This window comes from Vibrio ostreae (assembly GCF_019226825.1).
Classification (GTDB): domain Bacteria; phylum Pseudomonadota; class Gammaproteobacteria; order Enterobacterales; family Vibrionaceae; genus Vibrio; species Vibrio ostreae.
Map to the genome: position 1 here is coordinate 79,049 of NZ_CP076643.1, position 12,746 is coordinate 91,794.

The following is a 12,746-nucleotide window of genomic DNA, read 5'->3' on the forward strand; positions in this document are numbered from 1 at the left end:
AGGCTTAGAAGCCGCCCAAGCAAAGATATTTAACGTTCAGGTATTCATCGATGCCTTGTTTGGCGCCTTCGCGGCCAAAACCAGACTGTTTCACACCACCAAAGGGTGCGACTTCATTGGAGATGAGACCTTCATTGATACCGACCATGCCATATTCCAGTTTCTCGGCGATACGGAAAGCGCGGTGAATGTTATTGGTGTAGAAGTAGCTCGCCAGGCCGTAGATGGTGTCATTGGCTTTTTCAACTAATTCTTCATCATGGCTAAAGCGAACAACCGGAGCCACTGGCCCAAACAGTTCAGTCTGAATGATGTCCATATCCTGGGTCACTTCGGTCAGCACGGTGGGTTCGACAAACAGGCCGCCGGCCGATTTACCGCCCAGTGCCACTTTGGCACCCTGCGCAATCGCTGTGTCGATGTAGCCGAGGACGCTGTTTTTGGCTTTGATATCAATCAGCGGACCGATATTAACGCCGGCTTGCAGGCCATTACCCATTTTCAGTTCAGCCACGGCGGCGACAAACTTCTCAACGAAAGCATCGTAGACGCCATCCTGGACGTAGAAGCGGTTAGCACAGACACAGGTTTGGCCGGCATTACGGAATTTTGAGGCCATTGCGCCTTTGACCGCTTCGTCGATGTCGGCATCATCAAACACGATGAAAGGCGCGTTGCCGCCCAGCTCCATTGAGGTGCGCTTGATGGTGTCAGCACATTGGGTGATCAGATGGCGGCCAACCTGAGTTGAGCCGGTGAACGACAGCTTTTTGATGTCGTCATGACTGCAGAAAATATCACCCACGGCGACGGAGGAGTGATTGTTGATCACAATCAGCAAATCTTGTGGCAGACCCGCCTGATACGCCAGTTCAGCGCTGGCGTATGCTGACAGCGGCGTCTGGTTGGCCGGTTTAACGATAAAACTGCAGCCAGCAGCCAGAGCCGGTGCGGCTTTGCGGGTAATCATCGCAATCGGGAAGTTCCACGGCGTGATTGCTGCCGCGACACCGACCGGTTGCTTGATGGTCATCAGACGTTTATTACCGGTCGGTGCTGGAATGGTGTCGCCGTAAGTGCGTTTGGCCTCTTCGGCAAACCACTGGATAAAAGAGGCACCGTACATCACTTCACCTTTGGCTTCTGCCAGCGGTTTACCCTGTTCCAGAGTCATGATACGCGCCAGATCGTCGGCGTTTTCGATCATCAGATCGTACCAGCGTTTCAGAACAGCAGAGCGCTCAGCGGCACTTTTTCCTGCCATTCGGCTTGCGCCTGTTTGGAGCGGTCGATCATGGTGTGAATCGTTTGTGTATCCATGGACGGAATGTACGCCAGGATCTCATCGGTAGCCGGGTTCAAAACCGCGATGGCATCATCGCTGGCCGGACAGGTCGCTTTCAATAGCGTCGTGTTAACAATTTGCTCCATGTTTGTGTCTCTTTTGTAGGCTGTTGATTGCATGTTAGACACAAACCTCTGTCGACCCTAAGTACCAGTTTGTTACAAACGTTGGTACCAGTTGGCACCAACCCGCTGGTACCATAACAACTGCCCGACTGGCACTATCGCATTCCTGCCGTGTTCTTCATATTGAGTCCGGGAAACAAATCAATAACAAAAGTGTAACCATGCAGGAAGAGGAATTTCTATGTTAAGCGTTAAAGGAACTAAACTGGCGAAAGCCTTTCTGACCGCGGCGCTCGGTGTCAGCACTCTGGTCTGTTCAACCGCGACCATGGCGGCTGATTACAACTGGCGTTTTGCCAACTTATATGGTCGTGGCACTGCCTTTGGTGAAGTATATGAAGACCTGGCCAAGAACATCGAAACCATGTCTGACGGCCGCATTGCTGTGCAGGTGCTTTACTCCGGTGAGGGGGTGGGGACCAGTGGCATTCTGACCGCGGTGAAATCGGGCCTGATTACGATGGGCGCACCGTTCCAGCCGATGCATGCGGGAGAATTTCCTGCTGGTGTGGTCGAAGTAGGTCTGCCGGGCGGTACGTCGGATGTTGCCGAACTGACCACCTTATTTCATGACAAAGGCTGGGGCAAGGTTCTAAAAGAAGCGTATGGTTCACAAGGCCTGGAATGGCTTGACCCTTACATTCAGCCACCGGTTTACATCATCACGAAAGAGCCCATCAATTCTATCGCCGATTTCAAAGGTCTGAAGATTCGTGCGCCAGGCGCGTACGGTAAATTCCTGCGTAATTTAGGCGCTTCCCCAGTTTCTCTGGCCTGGAGTGAAATCTATACCTCACTGGCTACCGGTGTTATCGATGGTTCTATCGGTTCTAACATGATTGACCACCGTGACGGTAACCACGTCGAAGTGGCAAAGTACATGTATCCGCTGCCTCTGGCCGGTGCGCAGGTGCTGCCGATCATCGTCAACAAGAAAGAGTGGAACAAACTGCCACAAGATCTGCAGGCGATTGTGAAAGCGGCGACCGCGGTTCACGCTCAGGAGCAGATGTCCAAATCAAAACTATGGGAATCTCAGGCCGTTGCAGACATGGAAGCCAAAGGCCTGCTATGGAGCCCGCAACCTTCAGAAGCTGACAAACAAGCCTGGAAAGAGGCGGGGCTGTCACTGGCGAAAGAGTACGCAAGTGAAGATAAGTACTCCAAACAGCTGGTTGATATTCTGGAGCAACAATAAGGCATAACGCAGGTGGACCCTCTGGGTTCACCTGTTTTTACAGGGAGTTTATTTATGCTTGAAGCCATTTTACTGAGGTATTGCCAATTCACGAAATACATCGTCAGTCTGATTGGACGCTCAGTGTCGTACTTGCTTCCCGTTCTGGCTGCGATTGTCTTCTATGAAGTGTTTGCCCGTTATGTGTTAAACCAACCGACCATCTGGGGATACGACACGTCACTGTTTTTATTCGGTTACATTGCAGCTCTTGGCGGCGCGTATGCACAGCAGCGCGAAGCACACATCAACGTGGATATTGTCCACGCCAAAGTGTCAGAAAAGACCCGCCGGATTTTTGATGTCCTGACCGGCATCCTGGCGATTGGTTTCTTGGCGGTGATGGCCAAAACCTGCGGCAGCATGTTTTTTGAAGCTCTGGAGTTTAACTATAAAACTCAGAGCGAGTGGGCGCCTGCTATGCACCACTTCTGGCTGATGATTACCGTTTCTGCCGTCATCTTTATCGCCGAATATTCCACTGAGCTGATCGCAAACCTGTTCTTTTTGATCAAAGGCCGCGAACTCAATGGCGATGTTCACAAACACGTCCATCTGAGCGAACAGCCGTTTAAGGTCGACAACGACCAGTTGAATTGCGTTTTTGACAAGGAGAACACAAATGGGCATTGAGATGTTAACCCTGGTGTTACTGGGTTGTATTCTGACCGCGTTTGTCCTCGGTGCTCAGGTGGGCCTGGCACTGGGCGGAATTGCCATGGGGGTCGGTTACCTGACCTGGGGCGAGTCGATGTTCAACATCATTCCGACTACAGTGGAAAGCACCTTCTTTAATTTCATCCTGCTCGCTATCCCGCTCTATATCTACATGGGGCAAATCCTGACCCGTTCCGGGATCGGTGATGCGATGTTTAATGCCAGCCAGCTGCTGATTGGCCGCCTGCGTGGTTCTCTGGCGATTAGCGTCATTGGAGTGTGTTCGATGATTGGTGCCATGGTGGGCATTATCGGTGCCGGTATCATGACCTCAAGCTCGATCGCGCTCAAACCTATGTTGGAACGTGGTTACGATAAGAAGCTGGCGCTGGGGGTGATCATGGCCGGAGGCTCGCTGGGGATCCTGATTCCGCCGAGTATTCCGATGATCATGTTTGCTTCGGCGACGCAGAACTCGGTCGGCAAGATGTTTCTTGGCGCTATGATTCCGGCGCTGATTACTATTGTTCTGTTGATCGCTTACGTGGTGATCAGCTGTAAGATGCGCCCAGAGCGTGCGCCGCTCGACAGTGACAACGACATCGAGATCCCGAAAGGGTATGAGATGTTTAAGACCATTCGCGATGGGGCCTCTTCTTTTGCGCTGATCGTCATTGTGCTGGGCAGTATTATTGCCGGGATCGCGACGCCAACCGAATCCGGTGCGCTGGGGGTAGTCGGGGCGATTCTGCTGTCGATTCTGTTTAAACGCTTTAAGCCTGAGTTGTTGATACGCTCAGGTATGCAGACCGCTATGCTGGTTAGTGTGGCCATGTGGATCATTCTCGGCGCGTCGGTATTCAGTAATTTCCATTTGCTGATGGGGATTCAGGGTATGGTATCAGGCTTTACCCGCGACCTCGACCTGCCGCCGATTGTGATTATCATGATGTTCCAGGTGATCATGCTGTTGCTGGGTTTCATCATTGATGAGTTCATCATCGTACTGATGTGTGCGCCGATTTTCACGCCGGTTGCCGTATCGCTCGGTTATGACCCGATTTGGTTCGGGGTGCTGATGATTCTTAACATCGTGATTGCGGTGCAGACACCACCTTATGGTTTTGCCTTGTTCTACCTGAAAGGTATCGCGCCGAAAGGGGTGACGATGATGGATCTGTACAAGTCGGTGACACCATTCATTCTGGTTCAGTTCACCGTGCTGGTCATCTGTATGCTGTTCCCGGAACTGGTCACCTGGTTGCCTAACAAGGTGATGAATTAGCGGGGTTGAAATGTGATCAACTGAAGTATATTCTGCAACTCTCCTGGCGCTGATTCAGTAAAGGGAGAGTTGGATCTCATTTTTCCAAGTCATTAAAAAAATTGGTATTTTTGCTCTAAAAACCCGCGTTTTTGTGTCATTCTGGCCTTATTCTGTTCCTGCCTGCTTCTCGTTCCCATAAATTCTGTCTGGAATTTGTGATTTGATAACTTTATAATCTGCGCCCAATCGATTACGCAACCGTTTACTCTTTTACCTTTATTAGGAATCGAACATGCTGGAAAGGCTATTCAAACTCAGTGAATATGGCACTAACGTGCGCACTGAAGTCATTGCCGGGATCACCACCTTCCTGACCATGGCTTACATTATTTTTGTTAACCCTGCGATTCTTTCCGACGCCGGAATGGATCACGGCGCCGTGTTTGTCGCGACCTGTCTGGCAGCGGCGGTCGGCTGTTTCATCATGGGCTTCGTGGCTAACTACCCCATCGCACAGGCGCCGGGTATGGGTCTGAACGCATTCTTCACTTACTCAGTTGTACTGGGTATGGGTTACACCTGGCAGGTTGCGCTGGCAGCAGTATTCTGCTCGGGCGTGCTGTTTATCATTCTGAGTCTGTTCAAGATTCGTGAGTGGATCATCAACTCGATTCCATTGTCGCTGCGCACCGGTATCTCGGCGGGTATCGGCCTGTTTCTGGCGTTCATCGCGCTGAAGAATGCGGGTATCGTGGTTGATAACCCGGCAACTCTGGTTTCACTGGGTGGCATCACTTCTCTGCCTGCAGTGCTGGGTTCTCTGGGCTTCTTCCTGACCATCGCGCTGGTCCACCGCAACGTGAAAGGTGCTGTTATGATCGCAATCCTGGCGATTACTGCACTGGGTCTGCTGTTTGGTGATGTACAGTGGGGCGGCATTGTGTCTGCGCCACCAAGTATTGCGCCGACATTCCTGCAACTGGATTTCTCTTCTGTATTTGAAGTCGGCATGATTTCGGTTGTGTTTGCCTTCTTGTTCGTCGATCTGTTTGACACTGCCGGTACGCTGGTGGGTGTGGCAAGTAAAGCGAACCTGATTGGCGAAGACGGCAAAATTCCACGTCTTAACCGCGCACTGCTGGCGGACTCTACCGCAACTTCAGTGGGCGCTCTGCTGGGTACCTCAAACACTACCTCTTACGTTGAGAGTGTATCAGGTGTCGCAGCAGGCGGTCGTACCGGTCTGACTGCGGTTGTGGTTGGCATTCTGTTTGTGCTTGCACTATTCTTCTCGCCATTAGCGGGTATGATTCCGGCTTACGCAACGTCAGGTGCGCTGTTTTATGTGGCGATTCTGATGTTGTCTGGTCTGGTTAGCATCGACTGGCGTGACCTGACCGAAGCGGCGCCAACCGTCGTGACCTGTCTGCTGATGCCACTGACTTTCTCGATTGCAGAAGGTATCTCAATGGGCTTTATCGCTTACGCAGTGATCAAGCTTCTGAGTGGCAAAGGTCGCAGCGTATCACTCAGTGTCTGGGTGATGGCAATTATCTTCGCGGCTAAATACATTGTGGCTGCGTAAGCGCAGTCCACTACATTTTTTAAAGTTAGGTTTATCACAATGAGCAAAAAATTCGTTATCACTTGGGACAATATGCAGAAGTACTGCCGTGAACTGGCACAACTTCAAATGCCTGCAGAACAATGGAAAGGTATCCTGGGTGTGAGCCGAGGTGGCCTGGTACCAGCAGCAATTCTGGCCCGCGAACTGGGTATTCGTTATGTAGATACCGTATGTATCTCCAGCTACGACCACGATCACCAGCGTGACATGAATGTTCTGAAAGCTCCTGAGCACGATGGCGAAGGTTTTATTGTTGTTGATGATCTGGTCGACAGCGGTGATACCGCACGTAAAATCCGTGAAATGTATCCAAAAGCGAAATTTGTTACTGTATGTGCTAAACCAGCGGGTAAAGACCTGGTTGACGAGTACATCGTCGATATTGAGCAGGATACCTGGATTGAACAGCCATGGGATATGGCGCTGTCTTTTGTTGAGCCGGTTAACCGCAAACAAAAATAAGCCGACGATCGCAACTTTATTTGATGATGGCCCTGTATAGGGCCATTTTTTTTATTACTATTAGGCCATTGCCCTCAACAGAGACGCGTTATGTCCGAAGAAGTCAGTAAAAACCTTTCTGAGACGTTATTCCAAAAGTACAAGCAAGCTCAAGAGACATCATCTCTCACTCAATACATGCCGAGCAGCCATAAGTTCCTGGCCGATAAAATGGCAGAGGAGGGGCATGCCTGGTATCGCAACCTGCGTCGCTTACAGTGGGCGTGGCAGGGCATTGATCCGATTGAGCAGGAAGAGGTGCTGGCCCGGATCGCTTCGTCTACACATTCGCGCACTGAAGAGCAGTGGCTGGATACGGTAATGGGCTATCACAGTGGTAACTGGGCATTTGAGTGGACTAAGCTCGGTATGCGTCACCAGTTACGTGCCCAGCAGCAGCAGGGCGAACAAGCCGCGGATGAAATGTTTTCCGCCTCGCTCTGTTTCAGTATTGCCGGCTACCCGCACCTGAAAAATGACAATCTGGCAACTCAGGCCCAGGTGCTGGCCAATACGGCTTATGCGCAAGCGGCGACTCACACCAAGTACGTGATTAAACGTCTCGAGTTTCCGTTTAAAAATAAAAAAATCATTGGTCATCTGCATTTATCGAAAACGGATAAACCACAGCCGGTGGTGATTGTCAGCGCCGGACTCGACAGTCTGCAAACCGATATGTGGCGCCTGTTTCGCGATTTTCTCGCTAAGCGCAATATCGCGATGCTGACTTTAGATATGCCGTCTGTCGGTCAGAGCTCACACTGGACCCTGACCGAAGATTCTTGCTGTTTACATCAGGAAGTCCTGAGTCAGCTGCATACCCTGCCGTGGGTGGATCACTTCCGGGTCGGGCTGATTGGTTTTCGGTTTGGCGGCAATGCCATGGTGCGTTTATCGTTTCTTGAGCCTGAGCGCATCAAAGCGTGTGTTACACTCGGCGCGCCAATTCATGACGTGCTGGTTTCACCGCCGAAAATGAAAAAGATGCCGAAAATGTATATCGATGTGCTGGCATCACGTCTGGGCAAAAATGCGGTCGATATTGACAGTCTGGCGGGGCAGATGATGGCCTGGTCTCTCAAAGTTCAGGGCTTTTTGTCCAGCCGGCGCACCAAGGTGCCCATTCTGGCCATGGGGCTGGAGGGCGATCCTGTGTCACCGTATAGTGATAATCAACTGGTTGCGCTCTTTAGCCAAGGTGGCAAGGCTAAGCAAATAAAAAGTAAGACAATCAGTCAGGGTTATGAGCAATCCCTCGATTTGGCGATAAATTGGCTAGAAGATGAACTCTGTAGGTGACTTTTTGCACAAATTGGTTAAGAGTGATGAATGTGTATTATTAACTTCATGATTAATAATAATAATTGTCATTCTTAACATGGAAGCAAGGAGTCAATATGTCTGAGATGGCGCGAAATCCTACTCATTATCGTTTGTTGGCAGCCCTGAAGGCAATTGGTCCGTATTTGCGCGAAGGACAGTGCAAAGAAGGCTTTTATCTGTTTGATTGTCTCGCGGTGTGTGTCAACGACAAGAAGTCACCTGAAAAACGTGAATTCTGGGGCTGGTGGATGGAGTTAAATGCCAGCGGCGACGGTTTTGAGGCCAATTATCATATCGGGCGTTACAATCTGGCCGGTGAGTGGGACAGCGATGCTCCGCCTGCCAAAGCGCTGCCGGAAGTCAGTCGTATTCAGGAAGAGTTTCATCAAAAACTGGAAGATACTCTGCAGCAGCGTTTCGCTCTCACTTTAACCCTGGACGCAAAATCAGCCGAATTTGTCTGATTCACCCTTAGTCTTGGAAAACTGAATCAAAAAGGTGCTTTTAGCACCTTTTTCTGCTTGTGCATTGGTCAGTTGATTGCTAAAACATCCTCTCTTAAATGTTTCCACCAAGAAGAAATCATGAAATCGAATCAACAAAGCGGAAAAGCTTCACAAACAGTGATTGTGAAACTAGGAACCAGTGTTCTTACCGGTGGTACATTGGCGCTAGACCGTGCGCATATGGTCGAACTGGCGCGTCAGTGTGCTGAACTGAAAAAACAGGGTCACTCAGTGGTGATCGTGTCGTCTGGTGCCATTGCAGCAGGCCGTGAACATCTTGGTTACCCCGCATTGCCCAACGCGATCGCCAGCAAACAGCTTCTGGCCGCTGTCGGACAAAGTCAGTTGATTGAAGCGTGGGAACGTCTGTTCTCTATTTATGGGATTAAAATTGGTCAGATGTTGCTGACCCGGGCCGATCTGGAAGACCGTGAACGTTTCCTGAATGCGCGCGATACCATTAATGCCCTGGTTGACCACGGTATTATTCCGATCGTCAATGAAAATGACGCGGTAGCGACCAATGAAATCAAAGTCGGTGATAATGACAACTTGTCGGCGCTGGTCGGTATTTTATGTGGTGCCGATAAATTGTTGCTGCTGACTGACCAGAAAGGCTTGTTTACCGCTGACCCGCGTAAAGATCCCAACGCGGAGTTAATTAAAGAAGTGAAAACCATCGATGACACACTGCGCAAAATTGCCGGTGGCAGTGGGACCACCTTGGGGACTGGTGGTATGGCCACTAAGTTGCAGGCGGCGGATATCGCACGCCGGGCCGGAATAGAGGTTATCATAGCCGCAGGTCGTGCACCGAACGTGATTTTTGACTCACTGAGCAATAACCCGCAGGGCACTCGTTTTCTGCCGCTGGAAGAGTCGCTGGAAAACCGCAAACGCTGGATTCTGGCCGGTCCGGCTGCATCCGGTGATATTTTCATTGATGACGGCGCCGTGCGCGCCGTGACCACCAAAGGCAGCAGCCTGCTGGCTAAAGGCGTGGTGCGCGTTCAGGGCGAATTCTCCCGTGGTGAAGTGGTACGGGTGACCAATGGTCATGGCCATCTGATTGCGCGTGGTATTGCCGCGTACTCAAGCCACGACATGGCAAAAATTGCCGGTAAGCACAGTAAACTTATTATCGAAACACTTGGCTATGATTATGGCTCAGAAGTGATTCACCGCGACGACATGGTCGTGATTCAGGAATAGAAGTAGGGAGAAGAGAAAGTGGATTTAACCTTGATGGGAAAAGCCGCCAAACAAGCCGCTTTTCAGTTAGCCACCGCCTCGACGGCACAGAAAAACCAGGCGCTGGCGAGTATTGCTGACGAACTGGAAGCAAAGGCTGATGCAATTTTGGCTGCCAATGCCAAAGATATTGAACTTGGCCGCGCGGCCGGTCTGACCGATGCGCTGCTGGATCGTCTGTTGCTGAACGAAGCGCGCTTGAGCGCGATTGCCGGTGACGTGCGTAATGTGATCAGCCTGAGCGATCCGGTGGGCAGTGAAATTGACAGCAAGGTACTGGAAAATGGCATGTCGCTTTCTCGCCGCCGTGTCCCTCTGGGTGTGGTTGGCGTCATTTATGAAGCACGCCCGAACGTGACCATCGATATTGCCGCACTGTGTCTGAAAACCGGTAATGCTTCTATTCTGCGTGGTGGTAAAGAGACCTTTTTCTCCAATATGGAACTGGTCAAAGTGATTCAGTCGGCGCTGCAGAAAGCGGATCTGCCTGCGGCATCAGTGCAGTACATTGAGAAACCGGATCGTGAACTGGTGACCCAACTGCTTAAACTGGATGACTATGTTGATATGATCATTCCGCGTGGTGGTGCTGGCTTGCATAAAATGTGTAAAGAAAACAGCACCATTCCCGTGATTATCGGCGGTTTTGGTATCAGCCACATTTTTGTCGACGCCAGTGCCGATCTGGATAAGTCCGTTGATGTGATTGAAAACGCCAAAGTGCAGCGTCCGTCGGCCTGTAACGCACTCGATACCTTGCTGGTGCATGAAGCGGTGGCGCAGCCGCTACTGGAAAAGCTGATTGCCAGACTCGGCAACAAGGTCACTTTTGTCGCGGAAGAAAAAGCGCAGCCACTGATGACCTCAGCGGCCGAAGTCCGCGCAGCCGAGGCCGGTGATTTCGATATGGAATGGCTGAGCTACACCCTGGGCGTTAAAGTGGTTAAAGATGTGCAGGAAGCGATTGAACATATGCGTGAGCACAATGCCAGCCACTCTGATGCCATCATGACCAACGACCTGTTCAATGCTGAACTGTTCATTAATTCTGCCGGTTCGGCCGCCGTGTATGTCAATGCCTCGACCCGCTTCACCGACGGTGCTCAGTTTGGTTTGGGGGCTGAAGTCGCGGTGTCTACTCAGAAGCTGCATGCCCGCGGACCTATGGGCCTTGAAGAGCTGACCAGCTACAAATGGGTCGGGAAAGCGAACTACTTGTCACGCAGTTAACAAAATCGCGTGAAGTTGAACTGAAAAGGGGCGTATATGCCCCTTTTTCTTTTCTTCATTCAAGCAATTCCGGTACACTGACAGGATTGCTATGGAGGTGATATGCATTGTCCTTTTTGTTCTGAGAACGATACAAAAGTGATCGACTCACGTCTGGTTGCTGATGGCCACCAGGTGCGCCGCCGTCGCCAATGTCTGGCTTGTAATGAACGTTTCACCACATTTGAAACGGCCGAACTGGTGATGCCGCGTGTAATCAAGTCAAACGGCAATCGTGAACCGTTTGATGAAGACAAAATGGTAGGTGGTTTACAACGTGCACTGGAAAAACGTCCGGTCAGCGCCGATTCGATTGATCTGGCTATCACTACCATCAAATCCAAATTACGTGCTACCGGCGAACGAGAAGTGCCGAGTAAGCTTATTGGCAATCTGGTCATGGAGCAGCTCAAAGAGCTCGATAAAGTGGCCTACATCCGTTTTGCCTCGGTATATCGCAGTTTTGAAGATGTACGTGAATTTGGTGAAGAGATTGCCAAACTAGAAGATTGATCATTTCCGACTATGCCTACATTTACCCCTTTTGATTTTCAGATGATGTCCCGCGCGATCAAGTTAGCCCAGCGCGGGCAATTTACTACTGCACCTAATCCGAATGTCGGCTGTGTCATCACTCAGGGTGAGACGATTGTCGGTGAAGGTTACCATTTTCGTGCCGGTCAGCCACACGCTGAGGTCCATGCCCTGCGCATGGCGGGTGAGCGATCGCAAGGTGCGACCGCCTATGTCACCCTCGAGCCCTGTTCTCATTACGGCCGCACTCCGCCGTGTGCTGAAGGCCTGATTAATGCCGGTGTGGCGAAAGTGATCTGCGCGATGCAGGACCCGAATCCTCAGGTTTCCGGACGCGGTATACAGATGCTGCGTGATGCCGGCATTGAGGTGCAAGTGGGTTTACTCGAGCAGGATGCGTACGCGCTGAATCCGGCTTTCATTAAACGTATGCAAACTGGCATGCCGTTCGTACAACTCAAAATGGCGGCCAGCCTGGACGGCCAGACGGCGCTCGCCAACGGACGCAGCCAGTGGATTACCTCCGCCCAGGCACGTCATGATGTGCAGGTTTATCGTGCTAAAGCCGGTGCCGTGCTGTCAACCAGCCAGACTGTGCTGGCCGATAATGCTTCGCTGACGGTACGCTGGGCTGAGTTACCGCAAGGAGTACAGGACACCTATGCTGAGCAGGATCTGCGTCAGCCGGTTCGTGTGGTGCTGGATCGTCAGCAACAACTGCATCAGCAACTGAAACTGTACGCTGCAGACGGCGCGGTACTGCGCGTGGCTGAACAGGATGCTGAAGTCTGTGTGGCGGTGAATAAGGAGGGTCAGCTCGACCTGGCTCAGGCTCTGAGCGCACTGGCTAAGCAGCACAACATCAACCATATTTGGGTAGAAGCAGGGGCAACTGTAGCCAAATCACTATTGCAGCAGCAACTGGTTGATGAACTGATTTTATATTTGGCACCGAAGGTGATGGGCAGCGACGGACGCGGCCTGTTTGGTGCTTTGGGACTGACCGATATGCAGCAGGTACTGGATGTTAAGATTCAGGATTGCCGTATGGTCGGCCCGGATATTCGCATCGTGGCAACGCCACAATTGAAAGATGATTAGATT

General features: G+C 51.2%; 11 protein-coding genes and 1 pseudogene. 11 read left to right on the forward strand and 1 reads right to left on the reverse strand.

Features of this window, described 5'->3' with window-relative positions:
• Positions 1-4 precede the first annotated feature (4 nt).
• Positions 5-1,431 (reverse strand): annotated as a pseudogene (locus KNV97_RS06505) (NAD-dependent succinate-semialdehyde dehydrogenase).
• Between the two features lie 220 nt (positions 1,432-1,651).
• On the opposite strand from KNV97_RS06505, the gene KNV97_RS06510 reads away from it, so the two are divergent.
• The 11 genes from KNV97_RS06510 (at position 1,652) to ribD (ending at position 12,743) form a co-directional block, all read left to right on the forward strand.
• The gene (locus tag KNV97_RS06510; protein ID WP_136482202.1) at positions 1,652-2,668 is read left to right on the forward strand and encodes a TRAP transporter substrate-binding protein; all 1,017 of its coding nucleotides are present in this window, start codon (positions 1,652-1,654) and stop codon (positions 2,666-2,668) included.
• 12 nt (positions 2,669-2,680) lie between these two features.
• Complete coding sequence (locus tag KNV97_RS06515; RefSeq protein WP_240798097.1) at positions 2,681-3,340, forward strand: TRAP transporter small permease subunit; 660 nt, start codon at positions 2,681-2,683, stop codon at positions 3,338-3,340.
• Entirely contained in the window at positions 3,330-4,649 is a 1,320-nt protein-coding gene (locus tag KNV97_RS06520) for a TRAP transporter large permease (RefSeq protein WP_218562759.1), read from the forward strand. The genes KNV97_RS06515 and KNV97_RS06520 overlap by 11 nt, the downstream gene beginning before the upstream one ends.
• A gap of 274 nt (positions 4,650-4,923) precedes the next feature.
• Complete coding sequence (locus KNV97_RS06525; RefSeq protein WP_136482206.1) at positions 4,924-6,216, forward strand: NCS2 family permease; 1,293 nt, start codon at positions 4,924-4,926, stop codon at positions 6,214-6,216.
• 39 nt (positions 6,217-6,255) lie between these two features.
• The gene (gpt, locus tag KNV97_RS06530; protein WP_136482208.1) at positions 6,256-6,720 is read left to right on the forward strand and encodes a xanthine phosphoribosyltransferase; all 465 of its coding nucleotides are present in this window, start codon (positions 6,256-6,258) and stop codon (positions 6,718-6,720) included.
• A gap of 90 nt (positions 6,721-6,810) precedes the next feature.
• The gene (gene frsA / locus KNV97_RS06535) at positions 6,811-8,058 is read left to right on the forward strand and encodes an esterase FrsA (RefSeq protein WP_136482210.1); all 1,248 of its coding nucleotides are present in this window, start codon (positions 6,811-6,813) and stop codon (positions 8,056-8,058) included.
• Between the two features lie 98 nt (positions 8,059-8,156).
• Complete coding sequence (crl, locus tag KNV97_RS06540; RefSeq protein ID WP_136482212.1) at positions 8,157-8,546, forward strand: sigma factor-binding protein Crl; 390 nt, start codon at positions 8,157-8,159, stop codon at positions 8,544-8,546.
• A gap of 120 nt (positions 8,547-8,666) precedes the next feature.
• A complete protein-coding gene (gene proB, locus KNV97_RS06545; RefSeq protein WP_136482214.1) occupies positions 8,667-9,800 on the forward strand; it encodes a glutamate 5-kinase in 1,134 nt (377 codons plus the stop codon).
• Positions 9,801-9,818: 18 nt separating this feature from the next.
• On the forward strand, positions 9,819-11,069 hold the full coding sequence (locus KNV97_RS06550; protein ID WP_218562760.1) for a glutamate-5-semialdehyde dehydrogenase: 1,251 nt from the start codon (positions 9,819-9,821) through the stop codon (positions 11,067-11,069).
• A 102-nt stretch (positions 11,070-11,171) separates the two neighbouring features.
• Complete coding sequence (gene nrdR / locus KNV97_RS06555) at positions 11,172-11,621, forward strand: transcriptional regulator NrdR (RefSeq protein WP_136482219.1); 450 nt, start codon at positions 11,172-11,174, stop codon at positions 11,619-11,621.
• 12 nt (positions 11,622-11,633) lie between these two features.
• Entirely contained in the window at positions 11,634-12,743 is a 1,110-nt protein-coding gene (ribD, locus tag KNV97_RS06560; protein ID WP_136482221.1) for a bifunctional diaminohydroxyphosphoribosylaminopyrimidine deaminase/5-amino-6-(5-phosphoribosylamino)uracil reductase RibD, read from the forward strand.
• The last annotated feature ends 3 nt before the right edge of the window (positions 12,744-12,746 follow it).

Coding starts and splice junctions, on each gene's coding strand:
- KNV97_RS06510 (WP_136482202.1), top strand. CDS start 1,652: ATGTTAAGCGTTAAAGGAACTAAACTGGCGAAAGCCTTTCTGACCGCG.
- KNV97_RS06520 (WP_218562759.1), top strand. CDS start 3,330: ATGGGCATTGAGATGTTAACCCTGGTGTTACTGGGTTGTATTCTGACC.
- KNV97_RS06525 (WP_136482206.1), top strand. CDS start 4,924: ATGCTGGAAAGGCTATTCAAACTCAGTGAATATGGCACTAACGTGCGC.
- gpt (WP_136482208.1), top strand. CDS start 6,256: ATGAGCAAAAAATTCGTTATCACTTGGGACAATATGCAGAAGTACTGC.
- frsA (WP_136482210.1), top strand. CDS start 6,811: ATGTCCGAAGAAGTCAGTAAAAACCTTTCTGAGACGTTATTCCAAAAG.
- crl (WP_136482212.1), top strand. CDS start 8,157: ATGTCTGAGATGGCGCGAAATCCTACTCATTATCGTTTGTTGGCAGCC.
- proB (WP_136482214.1), top strand. CDS start 8,667: ATGAAATCGAATCAACAAAGCGGAAAAGCTTCACAAACAGTGATTGTG.
- nrdR (WP_136482219.1), top strand. CDS start 11,172: ATGCATTGTCCTTTTTGTTCTGAGAACGATACAAAAGTGATCGACTCA.
- ribD (WP_136482221.1), top strand. CDS start 11,634: ATGCCTACATTTACCCCTTTTGATTTTCAGATGATGTCCCGCGCGATC.